25 protein-coding genes and 1 pseudogene are annotated in these 25,550 nt (G+C 62.4%); 17 read left to right on the forward strand and 9 right to left on the reverse strand.

Features of this window, described 5'->3' with window-relative positions:
* The first annotated feature begins 239 nt into the window (after positions 1-239).
* The 8 genes from B5G03_RS06785 to clpB all read left to right on the forward strand — a co-directional run bounded on the left by B5G03_RS06785 (position 240) and on the right by clpB (position 9,090).
* Entirely contained in the window at positions 240-902 is a 663-nt protein-coding gene (locus B5G03_RS06785; RefSeq protein ID WP_087180978.1) for a TetR family transcriptional regulator, read from the forward strand.
* 77 nt (positions 903-979) lie between these two features.
* Complete coding sequence (locus B5G03_RS06790; RefSeq protein ID WP_087180979.1) at positions 980-1,957, forward strand: NTP transferase domain-containing protein; 978 nt, start codon at positions 980-982, stop codon at positions 1,955-1,957.
* On the forward strand, positions 1,954-2,469 hold the full coding sequence (locus B5G03_RS06795) for an HD domain-containing protein (protein WP_087180980.1): 516 nt from the start codon (positions 1,954-1,956) through the stop codon (positions 2,467-2,469). Before B5G03_RS06790 ends, B5G03_RS06795 begins: the two co-directional genes overlap by 4 nt.
* Entirely contained in the window at positions 2,466-3,488 is a 1,023-nt protein-coding gene (locus B5G03_RS06800) for a molybdopterin-binding protein (RefSeq protein ID WP_087180981.1), read from the forward strand. The genes B5G03_RS06795 and B5G03_RS06800 overlap by 4 nt, the downstream gene beginning before the upstream one ends.
* A gap of 130 nt (positions 3,489-3,618) precedes the next feature.
* On the forward strand, positions 3,619-4,509 hold the full coding sequence (gene modA / locus B5G03_RS06805) for a molybdate ABC transporter substrate-binding protein (RefSeq protein WP_087180982.1): 891 nt from the start codon (positions 3,619-3,621) through the stop codon (positions 4,507-4,509).
* Between the two features lie 61 nt (positions 4,510-4,570).
* On the forward strand, positions 4,571-5,236 hold the full coding sequence (modB, locus tag B5G03_RS06810) for a molybdate ABC transporter permease subunit (RefSeq protein ID WP_087180983.1): 666 nt from the start codon (positions 4,571-4,573) through the stop codon (positions 5,234-5,236).
* Positions 5,233-6,279, forward strand: coding sequence for a sulfate/molybdate ABC transporter ATP-binding protein (locus tag B5G03_RS06815; protein WP_087180984.1), 1,047 nt, complete (start codon positions 5,233-5,235; stop codon positions 6,277-6,279). Before modB ends, B5G03_RS06815 begins: the two co-directional genes overlap by 4 nt.
* 210 nt (positions 6,280-6,489) lie before the next feature.
* Positions 6,490-9,090, forward strand: coding sequence for an ATP-dependent chaperone ClpB (gene clpB, locus B5G03_RS06820; protein ID WP_087180985.1), 2,601 nt, complete (start codon positions 6,490-6,492; stop codon positions 9,088-9,090).
* A gap of 58 nt (positions 9,091-9,148) precedes the next feature.
* Here clpB and B5G03_RS06825 read toward each other — a convergent pair whose 3' ends face one another.
* The 3 genes from B5G03_RS06825 to B5G03_RS06835 form a co-directional block, all read right to left on the reverse strand.
* Positions 9,149-9,814: an SdpI family protein gene (locus tag B5G03_RS06825; protein ID WP_087180986.1), complete on the reverse strand. Its 666-nt coding sequence runs from the start codon at positions 9,812-9,814 to the stop codon at positions 9,149-9,151.
* A complete protein-coding gene (locus tag B5G03_RS06830; protein WP_087180987.1) occupies positions 9,804-10,085 on the reverse strand; it encodes an autorepressor SdpR family transcription factor in 282 nt (93 codons plus the stop codon). The genes B5G03_RS06825 and B5G03_RS06830 overlap by 11 nt, the downstream gene beginning before the upstream one ends.
* A 187-nt stretch (positions 10,086-10,272) precedes the next feature.
* The gene (locus tag B5G03_RS06835; protein WP_343286893.1) at positions 10,273-10,485 is read right to left on the reverse strand and encodes a helix-turn-helix domain-containing protein; all 213 of its coding nucleotides are present in this window, start codon (positions 10,483-10,485) and stop codon (positions 10,273-10,275) included.
* A 118-nt stretch (positions 10,486-10,603) separates the two neighbouring features.
* On the opposite strand from B5G03_RS06835, the gene B5G03_RS06840 reads away from it, so the two are divergent.
* The gene (locus tag B5G03_RS06840; protein WP_087180989.1) at positions 10,604-11,386 is read left to right on the forward strand and encodes a hypothetical protein; all 783 of its coding nucleotides are present in this window, start codon (positions 10,604-10,606) and stop codon (positions 11,384-11,386) included.
* 40 nt (positions 11,387-11,426) lie between these two features.
* On the opposite strand, the gene B5G03_RS06845 is transcribed toward B5G03_RS06840, so the two are convergent.
* Complete coding sequence (locus tag B5G03_RS06845; RefSeq protein WP_087180990.1) at positions 11,427-12,272, reverse strand: hypothetical protein; 846 nt, start codon at positions 12,270-12,272, stop codon at positions 11,427-11,429.
* Between the two features lie 16 nt (positions 12,273-12,288).
* Complete coding sequence (locus B5G03_RS06850) at positions 12,289-13,806, reverse strand: glycosyltransferase family protein (protein ID WP_087180991.1); 1,518 nt, start codon at positions 13,804-13,806, stop codon at positions 12,289-12,291.
* A 225-nt stretch (positions 13,807-14,031) separates the two neighbouring features.
* On the opposite strand from B5G03_RS06850, the gene B5G03_RS06855 reads away from it, so the two are divergent.
* Complete coding sequence (locus B5G03_RS06855; protein WP_087180992.1) at positions 14,032-15,381, forward strand: MATE family efflux transporter; 1,350 nt, start codon at positions 14,032-14,034, stop codon at positions 15,379-15,381.
* 53 nt (positions 15,382-15,434) lie between these two features.
* Here the strand turns inward: B5G03_RS06855 and B5G03_RS06860 are convergent, their stop codons facing one another.
* The gene (locus B5G03_RS06860) at positions 15,435-15,764 is read right to left on the reverse strand and encodes a hypothetical protein (RefSeq protein WP_087180993.1); all 330 of its coding nucleotides are present in this window, start codon (positions 15,762-15,764) and stop codon (positions 15,435-15,437) included.
* A 191-nt stretch (positions 15,765-15,955) separates the two neighbouring features.
* On the opposite strand from B5G03_RS06860, the gene B5G03_RS06865 reads away from it, so the two are divergent.
* Together B5G03_RS06865 and B5G03_RS06870 are read left to right on the forward strand one after the other, a co-directional pair.
* The gene (locus tag B5G03_RS06865; protein ID WP_087180994.1) at positions 15,956-16,546 is read left to right on the forward strand and encodes a nucleotidyltransferase family protein; all 591 of its coding nucleotides are present in this window, start codon (positions 15,956-15,958) and stop codon (positions 16,544-16,546) included.
* A gap of 31 nt (positions 16,547-16,577) precedes the next feature.
* On the forward strand, positions 16,578-17,291 hold the full coding sequence (locus tag B5G03_RS06870) for a LytR/AlgR family response regulator transcription factor (RefSeq protein ID WP_087180995.1): 714 nt from the start codon (positions 16,578-16,580) through the stop codon (positions 17,289-17,291).
* A 417-nt stretch (positions 17,292-17,708) separates the two neighbouring features.
* On the opposite strand, the gene yqeB is transcribed toward B5G03_RS06870, so the two are convergent.
* Entirely contained in the window at positions 17,709-18,503 is a 795-nt protein-coding gene (gene yqeB / locus B5G03_RS06875) for a selenium-dependent molybdenum cofactor biosynthesis protein YqeB (protein WP_087180996.1), read from the reverse strand.
* On the reverse strand, positions 18,497-19,231 hold the full coding sequence (gene yqeC / locus B5G03_RS06880) for a selenium cofactor biosynthesis protein YqeC (protein WP_087180997.1): 735 nt from the start codon (positions 19,229-19,231) through the stop codon (positions 18,497-18,499). The genes yqeB and yqeC overlap by 7 nt, the downstream gene beginning before the upstream one ends.
* Before the next feature lie 170 nt (positions 19,232-19,401).
* On the opposite strand from yqeC, the gene B5G03_RS06885 reads away from it, so the two are divergent.
* The 3 genes from B5G03_RS06885 to B5G03_RS06895 are packed head-to-tail and all read left to right on the forward strand — an operon-like array spanning position 19,402 to position 22,031.
* Positions 19,402-20,166 (forward strand): threonine/serine exporter family protein, encoded by a 765-nt coding sequence (locus tag B5G03_RS06885; RefSeq protein WP_087180998.1) that lies wholly within the window; start codon positions 19,402-19,404, stop codon positions 20,164-20,166.
* 2 nt (positions 20,167-20,168) lie between these two features.
* Positions 20,169-20,615, forward strand: a complete 447-nt coding sequence (locus tag B5G03_RS06890; RefSeq protein WP_242962326.1) for a threonine/serine exporter family protein — start codon at positions 20,169-20,171, stop codon at positions 20,613-20,615.
* A 21-nt stretch (positions 20,616-20,636) separates the two neighbouring features.
* Positions 20,637-22,031 (forward strand): ATP-binding protein, encoded by a 1,395-nt coding sequence (locus B5G03_RS06895; RefSeq protein ID WP_087181000.1) that lies wholly within the window; start codon positions 20,637-20,639, stop codon positions 22,029-22,031.
* A gap of 53 nt (positions 22,032-22,084) precedes the next feature.
* On the opposite strand, the gene B5G03_RS06900 is transcribed toward B5G03_RS06895, so the two are convergent.
* Positions 22,085-22,972 carry a LysR family transcriptional regulator gene (locus B5G03_RS06900; protein WP_087181001.1) on the reverse strand — a complete coding sequence of 296 codons (888 nt, stop codon included), beginning with the start codon at positions 22,970-22,972 and terminating at the stop codon, positions 22,085-22,087.
* Between the two features lie 35 nt (positions 22,973-23,007).
* Here B5G03_RS06900 and B5G03_RS06905 point away from each other — a divergent pair.
* Both B5G03_RS06905 and B5G03_RS06910 read left to right on the forward strand, forming a co-directional pair.
* Positions 23,008-23,514, forward strand: a pseudogene (locus tag B5G03_RS06905) (ATP-binding cassette domain-containing protein); the annotation flags it as partial.
* Between the two features lie 26 nt (positions 23,515-23,540).
* Positions 23,541-25,421 (forward strand): ABC transporter ATP-binding protein, encoded by a 1,881-nt coding sequence (locus B5G03_RS06910; protein ID WP_087181002.1) that lies wholly within the window; start codon positions 23,541-23,543, stop codon positions 25,419-25,421.
* Positions 25,422-25,550: the final 129 nt, after the last annotated feature.

Consider the following 25,550-nt stretch of genomic DNA (forward strand, 5'->3'; position numbering starts at 1 on the left):
AACAAACTATCCCGCTTTTCTTCTGAATCCTTTGTTTTTTGTGGATGCTATCCGAAAGATTTCATGCTTTTTGTTCCTTTTTCTTTCGTTTCGGCAAAAACAGTTGGCGTTTTGCATAGCTATACTTTTTAGTATTTGTATAGTTTTTTCTTTCACAAAAGCGTTCATTCTCTTGTGAAATAACGGATAATGTGTTAGAATCCATATTGGACTTTACTTTGATACGGAGAACACGAACCATGCCTGCTGTGACCGAACCGAAAAAAAATCTGAAGGAAGAGATCCTGCGGGTGGCGGAAGCCATGTTCTGCCAGTACGGATACGACGCCACCACTTTTCAAAAAATCGCCGATGAGCTGCACATCACAAAGGGCAGCATCACCTATCACTTTAAAAACAAGCATTTCATCATGGGCACCCTGTTCGAGGAGTACTTCGCCGCGCTGCGCGCCCATATCGACAGCTTCCCCGACGCCTACCGGGACGCCTACTGGCGTTATTCGGTCATGTACATCTATGCCTACCGGGCCATCATGGCCTCACCCTGCACCCGGGGCCTGTTCTACCATAAGAATCAGATGAGCCTGTGGGAGGTGACCGAGGTCGCCACGATGGAGAACATCTACCGGGACATCGCAGAGGATTTCCACAAGGAGTTCACCGAGGAAGACCTGCGCATCACCGCTTATCTGGACCTGGGCGCCCGGCGGCGGATGTACCGGGAGTACCTGACCGACAGCAGCTTTCTGCCCATCGACCGGTATTGCTACTATCACGTCTACCACATGGGCCTGCTGGCCCGGCTGGATGAGGCCACCATCACGCGGGACATTCAGGACGCCTTCGCCTTTGCGGACGCCCACACCCCGCCCACCGTGCCCATCCTGTGCGGCCAGCCCTGAGCCCTGCTTGTTTTTGCCTGCGGCGCGTTTTTGCAGCCCGCATCTCTTCCTCCAGGCAGACACTGGAGGCATCGTTCATGTCAACCACTGGCGCACTGATCCTTGCGGCAGGGCTCTCCTCCCGCATGGGTCGCTTCAAACCGCTTCTGCCCATCGGCAAAAGCGCCTTTATCGACCACATCATCCAAACCATGCGCACCGCCGGGGTCGGCCCGGTGGTGATCGTGACCGGCTGGCACGCCCACGAGCTGGAGGAGCATTTTGCCGGACGGACGGATATCACCCTGGTACACAACCCGGATTTCGCCCACACCCAGATGTTCCACTCCATCCAGCTGGGCCTCGCCGCCCTGGAGGGAACCTGTGACCGGCTGCTGTTTTCCCCGGCGGACGTTCCCCTGCCCAGCCGCCGTACCATGGAGCTGCTGATGGCCTGCAAGGCCGACTTCGCCTGCCCCATGTGCGAGGGCAAAAAAGGCCACCCGGCCATGCTCAGCGCCCGGCTGATCGCCCCGCTGCTGGAAGCCCCCTCTCAGGAAAACATGAAAAGCGCGCTGGCCCGGCTGGAGGTCCGCCCCATTCACGTGCTGGTGAACGACCCGGCCGTCTGCATGGACGCCGACACCCCCGAAAGCTACAGCCAGCTGCTGCACTACTACACCCGGGCCTGCGGCGGTCCCCGCACCCTGCGGCTGGACCTGACCACCGCCATCCTGGCGGAGGCCCCTGTTTTTGACGAGACCACCATCCGCTTTCTGGATCTGGTGGAGGCCTGCGGCTCGATGCAGAACGCCTGCCGCGGCATGCACATCTCCTACTCCACCGCCTGGCGGCGCATCGTGAACGCCGAGGAGGCACTGGGGTTTTCCCTGCTGGAGCGGGAGAGCGGCGGCGCACAGGGCGGCCGCTCCCGGCTCACGCCCCGGGGCCATGACCTGCTGATCCGCTGCAAGGCCATGCAGAAGGAACTGGCCGCCAGTGCCGACGCCATTTTCCAGAAGCATTTTGCCGACTTTCCCCTTCCCCCGGCGGCCGCTGGCCGCCGCCGTTCATGAGGGCCGGGGTCGCCGCCGCGCCCTCGGCGGTTCAGATCGGCATCCTCCTGCGCCGCTGCCGGGTGCCCGCCCCGGTGACGGCTCACAGCCAGGCGGTGAGCCGTCTGGCCATCTGCACCGCGCTGGCGCTGGAGAAAAAGGGCTTTTTGCTGGACATTCCGCTTTTGCAGTCTGCCGCGCTGCTGCACGACATCTGCCGCCCCGCCGGGCACACCCATCCCCAAAAGGCCGCCCTCCTTCTGGAGGAAATGGGGTTTGAGCAGATCGCCCGGCTGGTGGCCTGCCACCACGGCGCCGGGCTGGCCCCCTCTCCCTTGGGGGAGGAACAGATCCTCTTCTGGGCGGACAAGCGGGTCCAGGGCACCACGCTTGTTTCCATCAAAGACCGCTTTGAAAAAAGCGCTGTGAAATGCACCACTCCCGAGGCAAAGGCCGCCCACCGGCATCAGCTCGCGCTTGCCCTTGCCATTGAGAACGAGATCATGCAAATACTGGAGGAAGAACCGTTATGAAACTGATGAAGACTGAGGACGCGGTGGGCCAGGTGCTCTGCCACGACATTACCCAGATTATTCCCGGCGTGAAAAAAGGCCCCGTGTTCAAAAAGGGCCATGTGATCAAGGCCGAGGATGTGCCCGTGCTGCTGAGCGTGGGCAAGGACCACATCTATATCTGGGAAAACGACGAGAACCATCTGCACGAGAACGACGCGGCCGAAATCCTGCGCGGCTTGTGCCAGAACGAGCACATGACCGCCAGCGAGCCCAGCGAGGGCAAGATCGAGCTGACCGCCGAGGTGGACGGTCTGTTTTTGGCCGACACCCAGCGCCTGTTCCGTTTGAACCGTCTGGACGAGGTGATGGTGGCCTGCCGTCACAGCGGTTTCGCGGTGAAAAAGGGCGACAAGCTGGCCGGCATGCGGGTGATCCCGCTGGTGATCGAGGCCTCCAAAATGGAAGCCGCCCGCGCCGCCGTGGGTGAGGAGCCGCTGTTCCGGCTGGTGCCCTTCCGGGAATTGAAGGTGGGCGTGGTGACCACCGGCAACGAGGTGTTCTACGGCCGCATCCAGGACTCCTTCACCCCGGTGATCGAGAAAAAGCTGGCGGAATACGGCTGCCGGATGGCCTGGCACACCGTTCTGAATGACGATCACGAGAAGATCACCGCCGCGGCCAACGAGATGCTGCGCGAGGGCGCGGACATGGTTCTGTGCACCGGCGGCATGAGCGTGGACCCGGACGACAAGACCCCTCTGGCCATCAAGAACACCGGAGCCAGCGTGGTGAGCTACGGCGCGCCGGTGCTGCCGGGCGCCATGTTCCTGCTGGCCTACGCCGAGGGCAACCGCCCGGTGTGCGGCCTGCCCGGCTGCGTGATGTACGCCAAGCGCACCATCTTCGACCTGGTGCTGCCCTATCTGGTGGCAGGCGTGCCGGTCACTCCCGACCAGCTGGCCGCCTACGGCAACGGCGGGCTGTGCCTGAACTGCCCGGTGTGCACCTTCCCCAACTGCGGCTTCGGCAAGGCCTGAACCGCACCTTTTTTCCTGCTCTGTCGGCTGCGTGCCGGTCGGGCGGGCGCTCCTCCGTTTGGATTCAGAATGTGTAAATCCACATTTTGAAAATAAATCTCCCTGAAATACGGGAAAAGGAGTTTTATCCATGAAAAAGGCACTTGCCGCAGCCTTCGCGCTGGCGTTCTCGCTGGCAGGCTGCGGCGGCGGCGCATCTTCCGCCGCTTCCCCCTCCTCTGCCGCGTCCGCCGGTTCCGGCGCGGCGTCCGCATCCGCTTCTCAGACCGAGACCGGGGGCGAACCGGTGGAGCTGACGGTGTTTGCCGCCGCCAGCCTGACCGAGACTCTGAACCGGATCGCCGAGGACTACAAGGTCGTGGCCCCCAATGTGACCCTGACCTTCAACTTTGACTCCTCCGGCACCCTGAAGACCCAGATCCAGGAGGGCGCGGTCTGTGACGTGTTCCTCTCAGCCGGGCAGAAGCAGATGGACCAGCTGGACAAGACCGCCGACGCCAGCGTGAACACCGAGGGCCTGGACTTTGTGGCCGAGGGCACCCGGGTGAACCTGCTGGAAAACAAGGTGGCCCTGTGCGTGGCCGAGGGCAGCGACGCCTCCATCGCCAGCTTTGACGATCTGGCCAAAGCCCTGGAGGGCACCGACATCCTGATGGCCATGGGCAACAGCGACGTGCCGGTGGGCCAGTACACCCAGCAGATCCTGGCCTATTACAATCTGGACGAGGAGGCCCTGGCAAACGCCGGCAAGATCACCTACGGCTCCAACGTGAAGGAGGTCACCACCCAGATCACCGAGGGCAGCGTGGACTGCGGCGTGGTCTACTGCACCGACGCTTTCAGCGCCGGGATCACCCCGGTGGATTACGCCACCGAGGAGATGTGCGGCCAGGTGATCTACCCCGCCGCCGTGCTGAACGTTTCCCAGCACAGCGAGGAGGCGCAGGCCTTCCTGGACTACTTGCAGACCGATGCGGCCATGCAGGTATTTGAAGAGGTCGGTTTCTCCCCAGTAAAATAACGGCACAAACAGGGGCAAGGCGAATCTGCCTTGCCCCGTTTTTCGGATTGGAGTTTTCCACATGGACTGGTATCCCCTGTTGAATTCCCTGCGCATCGCGGCCATCAGCAGCGTGCTGGTGTTCTTTTCCGGCATCTTCGCCGCCTACTATGTGGCCCGGCTGCCCCGGGCGGTGAAGGGGCTGCTGGACGTGGTGCTCACCCTGCCGCTGGTGCTGCCGCCCACGGTGGTGGGTTATTTTCTGCTGCTGGTGTTCGGCGCAAAGCGCCCGCTGGGCATCTTCCTCGCCAATTTCGGCATCAAGTTTGTGATGACCTGGTACGGCGGCATCCTCACCGCCTCGGTGGTGGCCTTCCCGCTGATGTATCGCACCGCCCGGGGCGCGTTCGAGAGCTTCGACGAGCGCCTGGCGGACGCGGGCCGCACGCTGGGGCTTTCCAACACTTACATCTTCTGGCGGGTGCGCATGCCCGCCTGCCGCCAGGGCATTCTGGCGGGCGCGGTGCTGGCCTTCGCCCGGGCACTGGGCGAGTACGGCGCCACCAGCATGCTCATCGGCTACACCCCGGGGCGCACCGCCACCATCTCCACCACCGTGTACCAGCTCTGGCGCACCGGCGACGACGCGGCCGCCTTTGCCTGGGTACTGGTGAACCTGGCCATCAGCGCCGCGGTGCTGCTCACCGTGAACCTGCTGGAACAAAAGCAAAGGAGGCGCGCCCCATGAGCCTGTTTGTGGACATTGAGAAGGACCTGGGTTCCTTCCGTTTAAAGGTAAAGCTGGAGACAAACGGCGGCATCACCGGCCTTCTGGGTGCATCCGGCTGCGGCAAGAGCATGACCCTGCGCTGCATCGCCGGAGTGGAAACGCCGGACCGGGGCCGCATCCTGCTGGACGGCCGGGCGCTCTTTGACTCGGAACAACGCATCGACCTGCCGCCCCAGCAGCGTGGGGTGGGGTATCTGTTCCAGAGCTACGCCCTCTTCCCCACCATGACCGTGCGCCAGAACCTGCTGGCAGGCCTGCACCGGGAAAAGAACAAAACCCAGAAGCAGGCCCTTTACCGCCAGGCGGTGGAGCTGCTGGGTTTGCAGGGACTGGAGCACCGCCGCCCGGCCGAGCTTTCCGGCGGGCAGCAGCAGCGGGTGGCGCTGGGCCGTATTCTGGTGAACCGGCCTCAGGTTCTGCTGCTGGACGAGCCCTTCTCCGCGCTGGACAGCCATCTGCGCGAACAATTGCAGCTGGACATGCTGCGGGTACTGAAGGAATTCTCCGGCGACGTGCTGCTGGTGACCCACAGCCGGGACGAGGCCTACCACATGTGCGGCCGTCTGGCCATTCTGGACGAGGGCGAGGTGCTGCGCTGCGGGGCCACCAAGGAGGTGTTCGCCGACCCGGGCAGCCGGGCGGCGGCGCGGCTCACCGGCTGCAAGAACATCGCGGCAGCCCGGCGCACCGGCCCGAACACTGTTTGGGTGGAGGACTGGGGCGGCCTGGAATTCACCACCGCCCGCCCTGTGCCGGAGGACCTGTGCGCCATCGGCATCCGGGCTCACTACTTCCACCCCAAGGCCCCGGCCAACCGGTTCGACGTGGAATACACCGGCCAGATCGAGGAGCCCTTTGAGTGGATCGTACAGATGCGCGCCGCGAACCAGACCCCCGGCACCCCGGACATCTGGTGGCGCATGACCAAAGACAAGCGCCCGAATCCCCTGCCCACTCAGCTGGGCATCGCACCGGAAAACATTCTTTTGCTCACCCGCTGAGTGATTGCGCCAAGATTTGCCCGGCCATCCTATTTAAAAATAGGGTGGCCGGGCTTTTTCGCGCCCCGCTCACCGAAAAAATGTTAATTTTCTGTGAACCCTCTTGACAAGCAAAACCAGCAGTTTTACAATGTTAGCAGTCGAAGCGCGAGAGTGCTAAAACAAATAAAAATTCTTACTTTGTTCGGTAATGAAAAGGGGGCTTGCCCAATGAACACCAACAAATTTACACAAAAGACGCTGGAAGCGCTGCAAAGTGCCCAGCAGACCGCCATTGAATACCAGAACCAGACCCTGGAACCCGAGCACTTGCTCTTCGCGATTGCTAACCAGGAGCAGGGTCTGATCCCGCAACTGTTACAGCAGATGGGCGTGGAGCCCGGCAATTTTGTTTCCGCCGCCGCCCAGAAGGTGGCGCTGCTGCCTCATGTGACCGGCTCCGGCCGGGAGGCGGATAAGATCTACATCTCCGCCGCCACCGACAAGGTGCTGAACGCGGCCGAGAGCACCGCCACCGCCATGAAGGACGAGTATGTGAGCGTGGAGCACGTGTTCCTGGCTCTCATCGAGAACCCCAACAGCGCGGTATCCGAGCTGATGAAGCGCTTCTCCATCGACAAGAACAAATTCCTGAGCGTACTTTCCGGCGTGCGGGGCAACCAGCGGGTGACCAGCGACCATCCCGAGGACACCTACGACGTACTGAAAAAGTACGGCCAGGAGCTGGTGGAGCTGGCCCGGCAGCAGAAGCTGGACCCGGTGATCGGCCGTGATACCGAGATCCGGAATGTGATCCGTATTCTGAGCCGCAAACGCAAGAACAACCCTTGCCTGATCGGTGAGCCCGGCGTGGGCAAAACCGCCATCGCCGAGGGCCTTGCCCAGCGAATTGTGCGGGGCGACGTGCCCGAGAACCTGAAGGACCGGAAGGTCTTCAGCCTGGACATGGGCGCTCTGGTGGCCGGTGCCAAGTACCGGGGCGAATTTGAGGAGCGTTTGAAGAGCGTATTGCAGGAGGTCAAGAAGAGCGAAGGCCAGATCATCCTGTTCATCGACGAGCTGCACACCATCGTGGGCGCGGGCAAAACCGACGGCGCCATGGACGCGGGCAACCTGCTGAAACCGCTGCTGGCCCGTGGTGAGCTGCACTGCATCGGCGCCACCACCCTGGACGAGTACCGCCAGTACATCGAGAAGGACCCTGCCCTGGAGCGCCGGTTCCAGCCGGTCATGGTGGATGAGCCCACCGTGGAGGACACCATCTCCATCCTGCGCGGCTTAAAAGAACGCTACGAGGTGTTCCACGGCGTAAAGATTCAGGACAGTGCCCTGATCGCCGCGGCCACCCTGTCCAACCGTTATATCTCCGACCGTTTCCTGCCGGATAAGGCCATCGACCTGGTGGACGAGGCCTGCGCCATGATCCGCACCGAGATGGATTCCATGCCCGCCGAGCTGGACGATCTGCGCCGCAAGATCATGCAGCACGAGATCGAGGAGGCCGCCCTGAAAAAGGAGACCGACACCCTGAGCGCCCAGCGCCTGGCCGCCCTGCAAAAGGAGCTGGCCGAGATGCGGGAGCAGTTCAAGGCCATGAAGGCCCAGTGGGACAACGAGAAGAACAGCATCGGCAAGGTGCAGAGCATCCGCGAGCAGATCGAGCAGACGAACGCCGCCATCGAAAAGGCCGAACGGGAGTACGATCTGAACAAGGCCGCCGAGCTGAAATACGGCAAGCTGCCCGAACTGCAAAAGCAGCTGGCCGAAGAGGAAAAGAAGGCCGAAGCCGCCGGTCAGACCCAGGACAACCTGCTGCGTGACCGGGTGACCGACGAGGAAATCGCCCGCATCGTGGCCCGCTGGACCGGCATCCCGGTGGAGAAGCTGGTGGAAGGCGAACGGGAGAAGCTGCTGGGCCTGGAGGACATCCTGCACAAGCGGGTGATTGGCCAGTCCGAGGCAGTCACCAAGGTAAGCGAGGCCATCCTGCGCAGCCGGGCCGGTATCGCGAACCCCAACCGCCCCATCGGCAGCTTCCTCTTCCTGGGCCCCACCGGCGTGGGCAAGACCGAGCTGGCCAAGGCGCTGGCCCAGGCCCTGTTCGACGACGAGAAAAACATGGTCCGCATCGACATGACCGAGTACATGGAGAAATTCAGCGTCAGCCGTCTGATCGGCGCGCCTCCGGGCTATGTGGGCTATGAGGAGGGCGGTCAGCTCACCGAAGCGGTGCGCCGCCATCCCTACAGCGTGGTGCTGTTCGACGAGGTGGAAAAGGCCCATCCGGATGTGTTCAACATCCTCTTGCAGGTGCTGGACGACGGCCACATCACCGACAGCCAGGGCCGTGTGGTGGACTTCAAGAACACCATCATCATCCTGACCAGCAACCTGGGCAGCCAGTATATTCTGGAGGGCATTGGCAAGGACGGCCAGATCAGCGAGGACGCCCGCAAGGCGGTGGACGGCCTGCTCAAGAGCCAGTTCCGTCCGGAGTTTTTGAACCGTCTGGACGAGATCGTCTTCTACAAACCTCTGACCAAGAATGAGATCGGCGGCATTGTGGAATTGCAGCTGGACGACCTGCGCCGCCGTCTGGCCGATAAACAGCTGAAGCTGGCGGTCACCGACGCGGCGAAGGACTTCATCATCGACGAGGGCTACGACCCCATCTACGGCGCACGGCCGCTGAAGCGGTTTATCCAGAGCCGTGTGGAGACCCTCATCGCCCGGGAGATCATCGGCGGCGTTCACAACGCTGGCGATACCCTCACCGTGGACGTGGAGAACGGCGCGCTCATCCTGCGCTGATTCCCCTTTCCCAATACGCAAAACTCCCCGTGGCCGCTGGCCACGGGGAGTTTTATGCTTATCGCATGATTTTCTTGAACACCAGGAAGGAGTAGACGAAGATCCAGGCAGTGCCGCCCAGCACGACCACCAGCAGCGCGCCAAAGGTAAGCCCCTCGCCCAGGGCCTTGGCGAACAGCCCCAGGAACAGCAGCGCCACGCCCATCACCACAAAGGTGATGCCGCCCATGCGCTGGGTGCGGTTCCAGTTGTGCTCGTCCGCCAGCGCCCAGGGGGTGCGGCAGCCGAAGGTGTAGTTCTGCTTGATACGGGGCATGTAGTTGCCCAGCAGGATGAACAGGATACCGATGCCCCCGCTCACCAGCACGCCCACCAGGCTGCTGCCGTCCGGCAGGACGTTGTAGACGGTAAGCTCACTCAGCCAGCTGATTCCGCATAGAAACAGCACGATGCCCGCCAGAAAGCCCCGGTAGATGCCGCCGAATTTCTGGAAATTCTCGCTGCGGGGGTCGATCTTGGGCACCACCGCGATCAAAAGCAGGATCGCCGCCGGAATCAGCGCGGTGACCAGAACCATGTATTTCGGGCCCCAGCCGTCCACCTGACCGTTGAAGCCCCAGTGCATGGGCACCGTGTCCGGCATAGTCGGATAAAAGCACAGATGTGCGATGAAATTCACCAGGCACACCGCCCCCAGCGCGATCAGCAGTTTTTTATTTTTCATTGTTTTCGCCTCCCTTGGCAAACCCCATATCGTAAAACCATTTCATCAGCTCCTGGAACACCGTCAGGTTCAGGCAATACACAATGTTCTGCCCCCGCCGCTCGTCGGTGACCAGGCCCGCCGCCTTCAGAATACTCAGATGGTGGCTGACCGACGGCTTTGCCATCTGAAACTGGGCGGCAATGTCGCCCGCGGTCATCTCTCCGCCGCTGAGCAGCTCCAGAATATGCCGCCGGGTCGGGTCCGCCAACGCCTTGAACGCATCCCCCATGATCGCAAGCCTCCTTTCGCCCTGGTTCGGGCTGCTTCTCTTTTTCTTTTCGATATTTAGATATTTTTCTAAATATCTTCGCATCTTCAGTATAGCACCGGTCCCGGGCACTGTCAAGAGCAGCGAAAGGGGCGCGGCAAAAATTTTGCCGCGCCCCTTTTCACTCCTTTTTGTAAATGAATAACGTTTACTGCTTATCTGAACGTAACCCCAGAATATAGTCTGCCGAAACCCGGTAATACCGACAAAGTGAAATCAAATGGCGGATAGGCAGTTCATTCGCCCCCCGCTCATAACGCGCGTACATTGTTTGTGACGTACCTAAAACCTGCGCAATTTCCGTCTGAGTTTTATCCGCATCTTCCCGCAAATCCCGGATAATCCGCACATAGTCCATCATTTCGATCACCTCAATGAGGCAAGCCTATCATAATAAAGATATTTACTATTGAATTTAGTAAATATCTTTATTAAAATGTTCATGGGTATTGGAACACTTATGAGAAAGAGAGGAGATCATGAGTTTTTTGATTCTGTTCAACCTGTTTGGCTGGCCACTGGTTCTTGGGCTGTTCGCACTGATTGGAGGCAATCTTCCCAAAGCGCTGATTTGCTTTTCAATCAGCGCAGTTGTCTTCTTTATTGGATATCGCATCTATCAGAAAGAAGAATCTGAGGAACGCAGGCAAAAAGAGGAGGAGTTTGAAGAGCACTGGCTCCTGAAGTGTAAATTCAACTCCGTTCGGGAAAGTGTGGAAAATCAAATTCCCGAAAACGCAGAACCCGTGCGAAAAGGCGAATATTTGATGTGGTGTACCGACCAATCATTATGTTGGTTTCCCATTGAGCTTTCTGTGGGAGAAGAAAATTTCAAGCTGGTTCAGATTCCGAAGGATCAAATCTATTTTTATGTAGAATCCGGAGACGTAAACACCATCATTAATGGAACCGGCGGCAATTCCTCTTATTCCTTTCTCACCGGCTTTCACGGGAAGATCGATCCGATCAACGTATCCACCACCATTCAGGATACCCGCTGCATCCAGCTTTACTACAAAGAAAACGGCGCAGACAACCGGTTTGACCTGGCCTTTGAGGACCTGAACTATCTGCGTCGCCTCCTGCCAGGCAAGGACTATGAAACGGTTGCTCGAAGCCAGACCCCCGCACCGCATACACCCCCTGAAAAAGCCACATCAGACAAGCTGAAAGAACTGAGCGACATGCTGGCCAATGAGCTAATCACACAGCAGGAATACGACGAGGCTCGTCGAAGCCTTGTAGCTAAACTGATGCAATAAAAAACGCGCTGCGAATCCTCGCAGCGCGTTTTCTGTTTGGTTATTCCACCGTGATGCGGCAGGGCAGCACGCTGCCCTCGTCGGTTTTCCAGTAGAACCAGTCGCCGTCAAAGCGCAGCTCGCTTTCGGTGTGCAGCGGGTCCGGCTGGGTGCTGGTCAGCTGCAGCAGCTGATAGCCGTCCTGGTCGGTGATGGTCAGGGTGCTTTTTCCCTTGCCGTCGGTTTCCAGGGTCAGCCGGGCCAGCGGCTGGCTGGTCAGCTCGGTGCCCTGGGCGTTGTAGCGGCGAATCTTCTCCCCCACCAGCACATAAAAGCCCTCGTCCGCCGGGTCCTCCCACCAGGTCTCGGCTCCCTCGGGCTGCTGCTGGGGCTCGGCAGTGGGCAGCGGCGGGGCCACCGTTTCCTGATAGGCCCACAGCTCCGCCAGACTGGCGAACTGGGCTTCCAGCACAGGGGTCCCGTTCAGATCGCAGAAGCCCCACAGCCCGTCCGCGCAATAGGGGGCCATGGATGCTCCCGGCAGATAAGCATACTGCTGGGCCAGCCAGTCCATCCGCTGCCACAGGCCGGTCTCGTCCGTCGGGCCGTCGTACTGCTGCAGAATCACATCCGCACTGGCCGTATACAAGGGCTTGTACTCGCCGCCCGCCGCCCGGTAGCCCGCCTGGCCCTGTCCATACACGAAGGCCCAATCGCCGGTGAAGGCTCCGTACGCCTCATACCCGTCATACAATCCGGCGTGCTGGGTCACCACCACAGCGCCCTCCACCGGTTTCAAAGCGCGCAGCTGCGCCGTGCTTTGGGAAGAAGTCTGCTCCCCCGCGCAGCCGCAGGCCAACAGCAACATCGCCGCCGCCAGGGCAAAAACGCCTCGTTTCCCTTTCATGCGTTTTTCTCTCCTTTCAGCTGTTGCGGCGGTACAGCACATAGTTTGCATATTCGTCGAACTGCTGCTCGCCGCTCACGGCGGTGTACTGCTCGTCCAGCAGCTGCTGTACCGTGTCCTCCGCCGGGCCGGCCACCACCAGCCACAGGGGCGGGTCCTGCCCAAGCGATTCATTGATCTCTCCGCGCATGCCCGGGTCCTCGGCGGCCTGCCAGTCCTGATGGATGAAATACCGCTGACAGGGCCGGATGTCCGTGGCCAGATACCACTGGGCGTCCACATTGTAGCCCAGCACCGAATCCCGCTCCTCGGCCGGGATCACCGCCGCGGCGGACCGGGCGGCGTTGTTGTAATCCAACACCTCGTAGGGGTAACGGGCCATGAAGCTGTCCCCGTTCCAGCCGGGCAGGCGAATCAGCAGACTCACCGCCCACAGCCCGCACAGCACCGGCGCCGCCCAGGCCAGCTTACGCCCCTTGTCGCCCCGCAAAAGCTCCGCCGCCAGCACAAAAGCCAGCGGAATCAGCGGGGTGACGATCATAAAGTAATGCACGTAGGGGCGGTTGGTGAACAGCACATACATACTCAGCGCCGTGCTCAGCAGCCCGCCCCAGGCCAGCAGGTCGGTTTTCCGCCGTACCAGGCTGGCGATACAGAGCACCGCCAGCAAAAACAGCGGCGCGCCGAAATCCGTGAGCACCCGGGTCAGGGTACGCGCTGCCCATTGGCTGTTCCCGTAGTATTCCGCGATGGAAAACTCTGTGGCATAAAAGATGTTGTACCCGATGGTGCCGTAGAGCATATCGCCCAGCGAGCCCTTGCAGGCAAAGTACACCGCGAAGGGACCGGTAATGAGGGCAAAACCGCCCACAAAACCGCCCATGTTGGCGAAGAGGTTTTTCCACTGGCGGCTTACCATCAGCGCCAGAGCGATCACCAGCACATAGCTGCACACCGCCACCGCGCTGGTGACCCGCAGCATCAGAATGGTCCCGAAGGACACCCCATACACCACCGCCCACTGCCAGGGATGGGGCTTGGCCGGGTCGTTCCGGCGGGCAAGGCACCAGTGCGCCGCCAGATACAGGCTGACGGCCAGAAAAGGCAGGCTGTACTCCTCAGTCATGTTGCCCTCGTCGAAGGTGCGGGCCAGATAGACCAGCGCCAGCGCCGCGGCCCCCATCGCCCAGGGACGGGACAGGGCGGTGCGCCCCAGCCGGTACAGCCCCCAGATGGCGGCGGCCAGGCTGAGGGTCTGCACCACCAGCACCCCGGACCGGCCGTGGAGCCAGTAGCCCACCGCGTCCACAAAAAAGATCAGCGGGCCCTTGTGGTCGAACAGCTGGGCATAGGGGGTAACCCCTTGGGCCCAGTACTTGCCGATGGTCTGAAAGATGGCGGAGTCAAACCCACAGTATTCCGGGTACAAAAAGCTGGTGGAATAGGAAAACCGCAGCACGAACGCGGCGGCCAGCGCCAGCACCGCCAGTACGGCAGCGGCCAGCCGGGTGGTGCGGGGAATGGTCCTGTTCAAAAAGCGCCCTCCTTTATGGCTCAGAATCACGAAAAATCCTTTATCAGGGTATCACAAACCCCCGCAAAAGTAAACCAAACCGGGTGTTGGCAAAATTGTGCATAAATTACGCGTGCACTTTCTGTGAGAATCGTCAATTTTCCAACTGTAAAGCCAAATTTGTTTGCGCTATAATGTTTCTGGTTTTACAAGGCGGCCCCGGGCCGCCGCAGAGGGGGAATCGTTTTGAACAAGAAAATCACCGTAGCGGGGCACGAGTTCTCGCTGCTGGCCATGACCTGGCCGGTGTTCATCGAACTGCTTTTGCAGATGCTGGTGGGCAACATCGACCAGATCATGCTCAGCCGCTACAACGCCACCGCCGTTGCCGCCGTGGGCAACGCAAACCAAATCATGACCACCCTGATCCTCACCTTCAATGTGATCAGTCTGGCGGCCACCATCATGCTCAGCCAGTATCTGGGCGCGCGGGAGTACGACAAGGTGGAGCAGATCTACACCCTGGCCGTCTGCCTGAACCTGGCGGTGAGCCTGGTGATCACCGGGGGCCTGCTGCTGGGCGCGGACGGGCTGTTCAGCATCATGCAGGTGCCCATGGAGGCCCGGCCGGAAGCAAAGAGCTATCTGCTCATCACCGCCCTCAGCCTGCCCTGCCAGGCGCTGATGCTCACCTTCAGCGCCTTTCTGCGGGCCCACGCAAAGATGCTGGTCATCATGCTCAGCACCGGCGTGATCAACCTGATCAACATCGTGGGCAACACCGCCTTCATCTATGGCCTCGGCCCCATGCCCCGGCTGGGCGCGGCGGGCGCGGCCCTCTCCACAAGCATCTGCCGCACCGCCGGTATGCTGATGATGATCTTTGCCTTCTTCCACACGGTTGAAAACGCCCGGGTGAGCCTGAAGGCGCTGCGGCCCTTCCCCACCGGTCTGCTCAAGCGGTTTCTGGGCATCGGCCTGCCCGCCGGGGGCGAGGGTCTTTCCTACAATCTGTCCCAGTCCACCAGTCTGGTGTTCGTGAACCTGATGGGCACCTTCGCGGTGACCACCCGCATGTACTGCGCCATGTTCGCCCAGGTGTGCTACATGCTCATCAGCGCGGTGAGCCAGGCGGTGGCCATCGTGGTGGGCTACTGCGTGGGCGCGAAGGACTTCGACCAGGCGGACCGGCAGAACTGGAACGCGCTGAAAACCTTCACCCCCATCACCCTGATCATCGCGGCGGTGCTGGCGGTGTTCGCCCAGCCGCTGCTGGGCCTGTTCAGCAGCGACCCGCAGGTGATCGCGCTGGGCCGAAACGTGATGATCGTGGAGGTCTTTCTGGAGCTGGGCCGCTGCTTCAACATCGTGATGGTGCGCAACCTGCAGGCGGTGGGCGACGTGCGTTTTCCAGTGCTGGTGGGCATCGCCAGCCAGTGGATCGTGGGCGTGGGCGTGGCCTGGCTGCTGGGCATCCACTTCGGGCTGGGGCTCGTGGGCGTGTGGATGGCCTTTGCGCTGGACGAAAATCTGCGGGCGCTGATCTTCGTCATCCGCTGGAAGCGGGGCGGCTGGCGGCGTATTAAAACCGTATAATTTCATTTTCATCAAAGAAACAGGGAGCATCCCCGGCCGGGACGCTCCCTGTTTTATTGTTCGTCGCCGCTCTCTTCCTTCGGCGGGGTATAGGGCTCGGTGGTGAAAAAGCCCAGCTTACTCTCGATCTCCTCCCGGCTGTGGCTGTCGAATTCCTCCTTCAGCCAGGCAATGGCCTGGGCCACGCCCTCCTCGCCAAAGGCAAACCGCCGCTCCTTCACGTCCTTGGTTTTTTCCATGCACCACATGCCCATCCAGCACCAGGCGGCCAGCTCGTCGCCGTCCCGCAGGACCTTGTAGTTGAACTGGCCCGCGTTGCCGGACACCGGGTTCTTGTTTTTGTACCACTGCATGGGATAATTGGGATAGTTGAAATGGATCATGCTCGCTTCTCCTTTGAAGGCCCGGCGCACGGGTGTTTTCATCATTATAGGCTCTTTTTGCAAAAAATGCCACCAATTCGACGGGTTTTGCCGCATATACTTGCATCCCTTACCCGATTATATTACAATAAGAACCAAAAACAGTGACATTCGTCACCATTTATTTTCTGTAAAAAAGGAGGGCTTGCGCCATGAAGATCGGCTGCCTGATCCTGGCCAGCGGCCAGGGCAAGCGCTTCGGCTCCAACAAGCTGCTGGCGGACCTGTGCGGCCGGCCGCTGCTGGCGCATACCCTGGACTGCCTGCCGGCCGGCGTGTTTGCCAAAACGCTGGTGGTCACCCGCTGGCCCCAGGTGGCGGACCTGTGCGCGGCACGGGGCGTCGCCTGCCTGCTGCACGACCGGGAGGACCGCAGCGACGTGATCCGCCTGGGCATCCGGTATATGGAGGGGATGGACGGCTGCCTGGTCTGCCAGGGCGACCAGCCCCTGTGCCGCCCTGCCAGCCTGGCCGCGCTGGCGCAGGCTTTTGAACGGCAGCCGGAGTGCATCCACCGCCTTGCCTGGCAGGGGGTGGGCGCAAGCCCGGTGCTCTTCGGCGCGGCCCATTTTTCCGCGCTGGCCAGCCTGCCCCCGAAAACCGGCGGCAGCGCCGTTCTGAAGCAGTGCCCCCAGCAGATACGGCTCACCGAAGCCCAGTCGCCCTGCGAGCTGTGGGACGCCGATACCCCCGAGGCGCTGGAGCGTATCGCCCGGGCCCTGCAGTCCCCCCCGTTGCCCTGATCCCCATGATCCCCAAAGGAGTGTCCCCCTCATGCTGTTTGCCATCTGCGACACGCAGCCTGCCGATGCCCGGCGTCTTTCCGACCTGCTCGAGAGTTATCTGGAGCAGCGTGACCTTCACTGCCGGGTGGAGCAGTTCAGCCGCCCGGAGCTGCTGCTGGAATTCTGCCGCAGCTACCCCTGTACCGCCGTGTTTCTGCAGGTGAGCGCCGCAGGGTGCCCCAACCTGGAGATCGCCGGCCGCCTGTGGGCGCTGAGCCCGGAAACGCCGGTGATTCTGACCTCGGATTCCCTGGACTGCGCGCCGGACGGCTACCGGGTGCGGGCCTTCGCCTACCTGCTCAAGACCCGCCTGCCGGAGAGCTTCACCACCTGCATGGACAGCCTGTGGGAGACCCTGTTCTCCCCCGCCAACACCCTGTGCCTGCGGGCGGACCGGGAGGACGTGTTCCTGCCGCTGGAGCAGATTTGTTATTTTGAAGCCGCCGGGCACACGGTCACCGCCCATTTTTCCGCCGCGGCTCTCTGGAGTACCCGGGTATTCCGGGTGTCGATTCAGGAAATCGCCGACCGGCTGGAGGGCCGGGGCTTTCTGCGGGTGCAGCGCAGCTTCGTGGTGAACCTGCGCTATGTGGACCGGTTCTCCAACTACATGGTCATCCTGAAAAACGGCCAGCGCATCCCGGTGAGCGTCAAGCGCTTTTCCCAACTGCGTCAGGAGTTTCTGCGCTGGCAGAACGGCTGAGACTCGCCTGCCCTTTTGGGGCAGAAAACCCGCGTTTTGTGTCGCATCGCCTTGATTCTGTGCATTTTTTGTTCTTTATTTCATAAAATGCGTTATAATAATGGTACGCAGTTCCGGTTTGGGCGGAGCTGCGGGGAATTGCACGATCTCTTCGGAGTCGGTCAAGGGAACACAGGCCGCCGCATACCCGCTTGGGTACGCGGCGGCCTGTGTTTTTGGGCAATACCGCACGATTCCAGGTGGTGGAGCGCGCCGGAAATTTTTTGCGGGATGAACCAAAAAGCACAGCCAATCCTTGGTGGATTGGCGAGCATTTTTGGAAAATCCCACGGAAAATTTTGGCGTGATACGCCGCCTGAGCCGGCAGGCGTGAATTGTGCGGTGTTGCCCTTGCCGTCTTTTTTCTCTTTTCCCGGTTTACTGCATCCGGCTGCCGTAGCGGCGCAGCACCGCCTCCAGCACGCCGCCCGCCACCGCCCGGGCCTTGTCCGATATGGTGGTGTAGTCCGCTTCCCGGCTCCGGGGGTCCACGTCGCCGCACTTGAAGCCCGGCGTAACCTCAATACCCTCGTGCAGCATGCCCCGGATCATGCCGGGGATCTGCACCTTCAGCTCCTCCCCGTTCACCCGGGCCACCGTCTGACCGGCCTCGACCAGATCGCCGATGGCGCACAGCGGCTCGAACCGGCCGCTGACCGTGCTGCGGATGATCCGCTCGCCGGTGTAGCCCATGATGTTGCCGGGCAGGCCGGAATTGGGGGCGGCGGGGCCCTCCTCGATCACCCGGCCCAGCCGGTGACCGCGCTTTGTCTCCACCACATAGTGACAGTCCTGCCCGGCGCAGAAGCCGGGGCCGACCCCGATCACCAGCGGCGCGTCGGCAAGGGTGGTGCCCAGATTTTTCTTGGCCAGCACCGCGTCCACCACCACGGCGGGCTGCAGTGCTGCAATGCACACGCCCTCCGGGTCCGGGATCACCGCCACGCAGCGCTTTGCCAGCGCCGCCCGGGCAGCTTCCACATCCGGGCAGGCCAGGGCGGTAACGCCTTCCACGGTGTACTGCCCTTCCTCCAACGCGGTGGAGAAGGCCACCGTGCGGCGGATGCAGGTGGGCTGGGGCAGGTCGGTCATGGCCACATCAAACCCGCACTGCCACAGACGCCAGCCGATGCCGGTGGCAATGTCTCCGGCGCCTCGAATCACAATCAACATATTGATTCCTCTTTCCATTCCTTTTTCTGCAAAGCGGCGCTCACCACACGGGCGCTGCTCTCTTTTTTTACGGCCTGCACCGCCCGGCGCAGGTCCGCTTGTTCACAGATATCGCTCTGGTTCAGCAGGACCACAAACTGCCGCCCCTCGCTGCCCTTGGCCAGGCCCCAGGGCGAAGCCGCCAGCCGGGCCAGCAGCTCCGGCGTGACCGGCTGATTCGGCTGTATCTCCAGCCGCCGGGCGGCCAGCTCGGCCCGGAAACAGACCTCCTCCAGAGGTCTGCCCAGGCTCGAAAGTCCCAGCACCGCCACCACCAGCCCGGTTTGACCGGGCAGGGCGGGCTCCCGGTCTCCGGGGGTCTTGCAGGGCAGACGGCGGGAACCGTCCGCCTCGGCCAGCACATAGTCGGCCAGGGCCAGAAAGCCCTCCACCTGTTCATCGCTCACCCCGGTCAGCTTTCCCCGCGCGTCCAGCGGCCCGGCGGACACCGCCAGCCCGGTGCGCTCCAGCGCTGCGGCCAGGCCTGCCTTATCCTCGGGGGAAAACACCGGACCATAGCGCTGCTCGTCCGGCGGGAGGATATGGGTGGTGGTGGTCACGATCACCCGCTTGCCCGCTTGGGTCAGTTCTTCGGCCAGGGTCAGCATGGTGGTGGTCTTGCCGCCCGCGCCCACCAGCGCGGTCACCCCGGGGCGCACCCCCAAAAGGCTGGTCAACGTATCCTTCATCCTCCGCTCCTCCTCCGGTGTTCCCGCTCTCCGGCGTTCGTTGTGTAACTTTAAGTATAACGAAAACCTGCCGCCTGTGCAAGGGGCTTGCCGCCGGGTTTTGCTTGTAACCGGCACCAAACCGCCGTATAATAAAAGGGCAAATTCCGGCCGCAAAAGGAGGACCCGCCATGGAGGACCGCGACCTTATCTTTGAGACCGTATCGCTCGCGGGCGAGATCCTGCTGGCCTCCGGGGCCGAGATCTCCCGGGTCAGCGATACCATGGAGCGCATCGCCCGGGCCTATGGCAATCCCGGCCTGGATACCTTTATTTTAAGCAACGGCGTGCTGCTGTCCACCGGGGGCGGGCCCCGCAGCTACCAGGCCCGGGTGCGCCACATCCCCCTGGGCGGCGGCCGGCTGGACCGGATCGACGCGGTGAACCAGCTCTCCCGGGAGATCGAGCTGGGGCTGCACGCCCCCGCCGAGGCCCACGAGCGGCTTTTGGCCATCCGTGCCATGCCCTCCAAGCCCCGCTGGCAGCAGGTGCTGGCCTCGGGAATCGGCAGCGGAGCCTTCGGCTACCTGTTCGGGGGCACCGGCCGGGACGCGGCCGCCGCTTTTCTGTGCGGGCTGGTCTTATATCTTTACTTTTTGTATCTGGTGCGGGGCCGTCTTTCCAAGATCGCCATGAACATCAGCGGCGGGGCGCTGGTCACCCTGTGCGCCCTGATCCTCACCCATCTGGGGCTGGGCAGCAATCTGGAAATGGTCACCGCCGGTGCGGTAGTCCCGCTTCTGCCCGGCGTGGCCTTCACCAACGGCATTCGGGACATTGCCGATGAGGACTATATCTCCGGCAGCGTACGCCTTCTGGACGCGGTGCTGGTGGTGGCCTGCCTTGCCCTGGGCGTGGGCGCGGTGATGGCCGCCTATACCGCATGGGGGGTGTGAGCATGCAGCGTTTTCTTTGCGAGGTGCTGGCCGCGGGCATCGGCACCGTGGCCTTTGCCCTGATCTTCCATGTGCCCAACCGGTATTATCTGCGCTGCGGCATCACCGGCGCGGCGGGCTGGCTGGTCTACCTGGCCTTCAAGCCCTTCTGGGGCGTGCTGCCCGCCATCTTTCTGGCTACCTTCGCGGTGCTGTGCATCTCCCGTTTTTCGGCGGTGCAGCTGCGCTGCCCGGCCACCATCTTTCTGATCTCCGGCATCTTCCCGCTGGTGCCCGGTCTTGGCATCTACCAGACCGCCTACGCCATGGTGAACAACGCCACCGCCGAGGCCGGTCAGATCGGCTTTACCACCCTGAAAACCGCCATCGCCATGGTGCTGGCCATCCTGCTGGGGCTGGAGCTGCCGGGCAGCTGGTTCCGCCGCCTGGCCGCCCGCTGGACCAAGTGACCCTTTGTTGAGGTACCGTCTATGATCGACCTTGCCCACCTGGAAAAATACCGGGAGAACAACCGCCTGGAGGCAAAGCGCGCCCAGGGCGGACTGCCCCGCAGCATCTGGGAGACCTACTCCGCCTTTGCCAACTCCTTCGGCGGGCTGATTCTGCTGGGCGTGATCGAGACCGAGAACAAGACCCTGGCCTCGGTGCCCCTGCCGGACCCGGAGGAGCTGGTGCGCCAGTTCTGGCAGATCGTGAACGACCCGGCCCGGGTGAGCGCCAACATCCTGCGCCCCACCGACGTGTGGGTGGACGAGAGCGGCGGCAACCGGATTGTGATTATCCATGTGCCCCGTGCCGGCCGCCACGACCGGCCGGTGTATCTGGGCACCGACCCCTTTTCCGGCGCTTACCGGCGGGGCGGCGAGGGGGACTATCACTGCTCCGCCGAGGAGGTGCGGGCCATGATGCGGGACCAGGCGGACCTGCCCCGGGATCTGGTGCCGCTGGAGGGGCTGGACCAGAGCGCCCTCTGCCCCGACGCGGTGACCCGCTACCGGGCCCGGCTGCTGCATTGCCGCCCCGGCCATGTGTGGGGTGAGTTGAGCGACGCGGGCCTGCTGCTGCGGCTGGGCGTGCTGGCCCGGTCCAAAAACGGGACGCTCTGCCCCACCGCCGCCGGGCTTTTGATGCTGGGCGAAGCATGGGCCATCCGTTCGGTGTGGCCCCATTTCAGCCTTTCCTACCGGGAGCAGCTGCAGCCCGGTCTTGCCTGCCGCCTGCGCTCGGACAGCACGGACTGGAACGGCGCGCTGTTTGATTTTTATTTCGCGGCGGCCCACCGCATCTGCGCCGACCCCCGCCTGCCCGGCGAAGCGGACCATCCGGTGCAGCTGGCGGTGCGGGAGGCGCTGGCCAACGCCCTGATTCACGCGGACTACCAGGACCGCCGGGGCCTGACCATCGAAAAGCGGGGCCACCGGCTTTACATCACCAATCCGGGCTGCTTTTTCATGGAACCCGCCAGCGCTTTGGCGGGCGGCGTGAGCGACGCCCGTAACCCCGGTCTGAGCGAGCTGTTCCGGCTGGTGGGCGTGGGCCGCCGGGCGGGCAGCGGACTGCCCCAGATCCAGGCGGTTTGGCGGCTGCAAGGCTGGGAGGAGCCCTCCATCCGGGAGGAGCTGTGCCCCGGCGCCACCTGCCTGCGGCTGGTCTTCGCGCCCCGGCCCGCGCTGCCGCCCCGGCCTGCCGCCAGCGGCAGCCAGGCCCTGCTGGAATACCTCACCGACCACGTGAGCGCCAGCCCCGCCCAGCTGGCCGGTGCGCTGCACCTGACCTCCGGCCAGGTTTGCCGGATGCTGGCCCGGCTGGCCACCATCGGCGCGGTGGAGCCTGCCGGAAAGAATGCCTGGCAGCTGAAAACCTGAACCATACAAAAAAGCCCCGGGCCGTATCCTTTGGATACGGCCCGGGGCTTTTTTCATGCCTTTTCCCCGTGCTGCAGGCGCATCAGCTCCACAAAGCGGCGCAGCACCGGGTTGCCCTTCAGGGTCTTGTAATACATGCCGAAGGAGAGCGGCTCCACTCCGGCCAGCGGCCGCAGCACCAACTCCGGGTCCGGGGGCGCCAGCAGCCGGGGCATCACCGCCAGGCCGAACCCGGCCTTCACCAGGGTGATCACTGCCTCCGGCGACTCACCGAAGAACAGCTCGCCCGGCGCACGCTCGCCCAGCAGCTGCGCCTGCATCTGAGCGATGTTCCGGGGGGCCTTGCGGGGGTCGCCCAGCACCAGCCGCCGCTCCCGCAGCTGTTCCAGCTCCAGCTCGCCCTCCCCTTCCAGCGCCTGCTGGCGGGTGGTCACGCAGACCATGGGCGTTTTCTCCAGCTCCGCATAGATGCCGGGCGCTTTTTTGGCCTCGTTTTCCTGGAAGCTCAAAATCACGTCCACATGCTCTTCCTCCAAAAGCCGGTACAAAAAATCGTAGGGCACCACCTGCAGCCGGGGATGCAGGTTCGGATAACTCTCGGCCAGCTGCCGCAGCGGCTCATGCAGGCTGAACAGATGGGTATAGCCGTGGCAGCCCACCGCCAGCTCACAGAGCTCCCCCGCCGCCGGGTCCTCAAACCGTTTTTTCGCCCGCATGGCAATGGTCATCATGCCGTTGGCGTCGTGCAGAAACAGCCGCCCCGCCTCGGTGAGCTCCACACTGCGGGTGGTGCGGCGGAAAAGCTTTGCGTTCAGCTCCTCCTCCAGCGAGCGGATCTGATGGGTCACCGCAGGCTGGGTCACGTTCAGCCGCTGAGCGGCCCGGGCAAAGTTCAGGGTGTCGCTCACCGCCAGAAAACAGGCCAGCTGAAAGGTATTCACCGCGCATTCCTCCCGTTTCGATTAATAAATTCTGTTTATTAAAGAACGTGCTGTTCAGCGGCACCATTCTGGAAAACCTGCGCTGGGGCAAGGAGGACGCCACCGAAGAGGAGTGCCGTCAGGCCTGCATCCAGGCCCAGGCGGACGAGTTCATCCAGCGCCTGCCGGACGGCTACAACACCTACATCGAACAGGGCGGCTCCAACGTATCCGGTGGCCAGAAGCAGCGGCTGTGCATCGCCCGGGCCCTTTTGAAAAAGCCCAAGGTGCTGATTCTGGACGACTCCACCAGCGCGGTGGACACCGCCACCGACGCCCGCATCCGGGAGGCCTTTGCCCAGGCCATTCCCGGCACCACCAAGCTGATCATCGCCCAGCGCATCTCCTCGGTGCAGAACGCCGACCGGATTCTGGTGCTGGACGACGGGCGCATCGGCGCCATCGGCACCCATGAACAGCTGATGGAATCCAGCCCCATTTATCGGGAAATCTACGAGGCCCAGACCCAGGGCGGCGGCGACTTCGACCAGCCCAACGGCTGATGGCCTGAACGAGAGAAGGTGTGTTTATGAATCAGAACTTTGCAAAGCGGCCCAGCCCCGGCCCGATTCTGGCCCGGGTGCTGCGCTACATGATCCATTCCTACCGCCTCCAGTTTGCGGCGGTTCTTGTGTGCATTCTGGGGTCCGCCCTGGCCACCCTGCGGGGTACCCTGTTTTTGCAATCCCTGATCGACGATTACATCACCCCGCTGGCCCAAAACGGCGGCGGTGACTTCGGCCCTCTGGCCAGCGCCCTGATCTCGCTTGCCTGCGTTTATGCGGCGGGCATCCTGTGCGCCTACGGCTACAACCGCATCATGGTAACCATCAGCCAGGGCACCATGCGACGGCTGCGTGTGGAACTGTTCACCCGCATGGAGTCCCTGCCCATCCGCTACTTCGACACCAACGCCCACGGCGACATCATGTCCGTTTACACCAACGACGTGGACACCCTGCGCCAGTTCATGAGCCAGAGCCTGCCCCAGATGATCAACTCGGGCGTGACCATCGCGGCCACCTTCATCAGCATGGTGGCGCTGAACGTTCCCCTGACCCTCATCACCCTGGTAATGGTGGGCGTGATGCTGCTGGCGGCCTCCAAGCTGGGCGGCCGCTCCGCCGCCTACTTCGCCCACCAGCAGGCGGACCTGGGCAAGGTGAACGGCTACATCGAAGAAATGATGGACGGCCAGAAGGTGGTCAAGGTCTTCTGCCACGAGGAAAAGAGCCTGCAAAACTTCCGCCAGCTGAACGAGCAGCTGCGCCAGAGCGCCGACAACGCCAACAAGTTCGCCAACATCCTGATGCCCGTGAACGCAAACCTGGGCAACATCAGCTATGTGCTGTGCGCGGTGGCGGGCGCGGCGCTGGCTCTGAGCGGCTGGGGCGGTCTGACCCTGGGCGCGCTGGTCTCCTTTCTGACTCTGAACAAGAACTTCACCCAGCCGGTGACCCAGATCAGCCAGCAGCTGAACAGCGTGGTCATGGCCATGGCGGGCGCCCAGCGTGTGTTCGACCTGATGGACCAGCAGCCCGAGGAGGACCAGGGCTACGTGACCCTGGTGAACGCCAAGGAAAACGCGGACGGCACCCTCACCGAATGTGCCGAGCGCACCGGCCTGTGGGCCTGGAAGCATCCCCACCACGACGGCACCCTCACCTACACCCGGCTGCAGGGCGACGTGGTGTTCAACCATGTGGACTTCGGCTATGACGAGCGCAAACTGGTGCTGCATGAGATCGACCTGTTCGCCACCCCGGGCCAGAAAATCGCCTTTGTGGGCTCCACCGGCGCGGGCAAGACCACCATCACCAACCTGATCAACCGCTTTTACGACATTGCCGACGGCAAGATCCGCTACGACGGCATCAACATCAACAAGATCAAAAAAACCGATCTGCGCCGCAGCCTGGGCATGGTGCTGCAGGACACCCACCTGTTCACCGGCACCGTGCTGGAGAACCTGCGCTACGGCCGTTTGGACGCCACCGATGAGGAATGCATCGCCGCCGCCAAGCTGGCCGGGGCCGACCGGTTCATCCGGCATCTGCCCGAGGGGTACAACACCCTGCTCACCGGCGACGGCGCGAACCTGTCCCAGGGCCAGCGGCAGCTGCTGGCCATTGCCCGAGCCGCTGTGGCGGACCCGCCGGTGCTGATTCTGGACGAAGCCACCAGCAGCATCGACACCCGCACCGAGGCGCTGGTGCAGCAGGGCATGGACGCCCTGATGACCGGCCGCACCACCTTCGTGATCGCTCATCGGCTCTCCACCGTAAAGAACGCCGACTGCATCACGGTGCTGGAGCAGGGCCGCATCATCGAGCGGGGCACCCACGACCAGCTGATCGCCCAGAAGGGCCGTTACTACCAGCTGTACACCGGCAACGCCATCGGAGTGTAAGCCGTAAAGCAATCATAACCCCACGTTGAACGTGGGGTTTGCAGAACGGCCCTATAAGGGCCATTATTCCAGCAGCACCTAAAGGTGCGTAATGAGCAACGCCAACCGCACTTGGCGTTGCTTTTTACT

The sequence above is a fragment of the Gemmiger sp. An50 genome (genome assembly GCF_002161595.1).
GTDB lineage: Bacteria > Bacillota > Clostridia > Oscillospirales > Ruminococcaceae > Allofournierella.

Bases quoted from the DNA above. Each gene is read 5' to 3' on its own strand.
- B5G03_RS06910 (WP_087181002.1), top strand. From the start codon at position 23,541: ATGAATCAGAACTTTGCAAAGCGGCCCAGCCCCGGCCCGATTCTGGCC.
- B5G03_RS06865 (WP_087180994.1), top strand. From the start codon at position 15,956: ATGAAGATCGGCTGCCTGATCCTGGCCAGCGGCCAGGGCAAGCGCTTC.
- B5G03_RS06830 (WP_087180987.1), bottom strand. From the start codon at position 10,085: ATGGGGGATGCGTTCAAGGCGTTGGCGGACCCGACCCGGCGGCATATT.
- B5G03_RS06800 (WP_087180981.1), top strand. From the start codon at position 2,466: ATGAAACTGATGAAGACTGAGGACGCGGTGGGCCAGGTGCTCTGCCAC.
- yqeB (WP_087180996.1), bottom strand. From the start codon at position 18,503: ATGTTGATTGTGATTCGAGGCGCCGGAGACATTGCCACCGGCATCGGC.
- modB (WP_087180983.1), top strand. From the start codon at position 4,571: ATGGACTGGTATCCCCTGTTGAATTCCCTGCGCATCGCGGCCATCAGC.
- B5G03_RS06785 (WP_087180978.1), top strand. From the start codon at position 240: ATGCCTGCTGTGACCGAACCGAAAAAAAATCTGAAGGAAGAGATCCTG.
- B5G03_RS06835 (WP_343286893.1), bottom strand. From the start codon at position 10,485: ATGATGGACTATGTGCGGATTATCCGGGATTTGCGGGAAGATGCGGAT.
- B5G03_RS06795 (WP_087180980.1), top strand. From the start codon at position 1,954: ATGAGGGCCGGGGTCGCCGCCGCGCCCTCGGCGGTTCAGATCGGCATC.
- B5G03_RS06885 (WP_087180998.1), top strand. From the start codon at position 19,402: ATGGAGGACCGCGACCTTATCTTTGAGACCGTATCGCTCGCGGGCGAG.
- B5G03_RS06815 (WP_087180984.1), top strand. From the start codon at position 5,233: ATGAGCCTGTTTGTGGACATTGAGAAGGACCTGGGTTCCTTCCGTTTA.
- yqeC (WP_087180997.1), bottom strand. From the start codon at position 19,231: ATGAAGGATACGTTGACCAGCCTTTTGGGGGTGCGCCCCGGGGTGACC.
- B5G03_RS06825 (WP_087180986.1), bottom strand. From the start codon at position 9,814: ATGAAAAATAAAAAACTGCTGATCGCGCTGGGGGCGGTGTGCCTGGTG.
- clpB (WP_087180985.1), top strand. From the start codon at position 6,490: ATGAACACCAACAAATTTACACAAAAGACGCTGGAAGCGCTGCAAAGT.
- modA (WP_087180982.1), top strand. From the start codon at position 3,619: ATGAAAAAGGCACTTGCCGCAGCCTTCGCGCTGGCGTTCTCGCTGGCA.
- B5G03_RS06860 (WP_087180993.1), bottom strand. From the start codon at position 15,764: ATGATCCATTTCAACTATCCCAATTATCCCATGCAGTGGTACAAAAAC.
- B5G03_RS06790 (WP_087180979.1), top strand. From the start codon at position 980: ATGTCAACCACTGGCGCACTGATCCTTGCGGCAGGGCTCTCCTCCCGC.
- B5G03_RS06840 (WP_087180989.1), top strand. From the start codon at position 10,604: ATGAGTTTTTTGATTCTGTTCAACCTGTTTGGCTGGCCACTGGTTCTT.
- B5G03_RS06890 (WP_242962326.1), top strand. From the start codon at position 20,169: ATGCAGCGTTTTCTTTGCGAGGTGCTGGCCGCGGGCATCGGCACCGTG.
- B5G03_RS06845 (WP_087180990.1), bottom strand. From the start codon at position 12,272: ATGAAAGGGAAACGAGGCGTTTTTGCCCTGGCGGCGGCGATGTTGCTG.
- B5G03_RS06895 (WP_087181000.1), top strand. From the start codon at position 20,637: ATGATCGACCTTGCCCACCTGGAAAAATACCGGGAGAACAACCGCCTG.
- B5G03_RS06870 (WP_087180995.1), top strand. From the start codon at position 16,578: ATGCTGTTTGCCATCTGCGACACGCAGCCTGCCGATGCCCGGCGTCTT.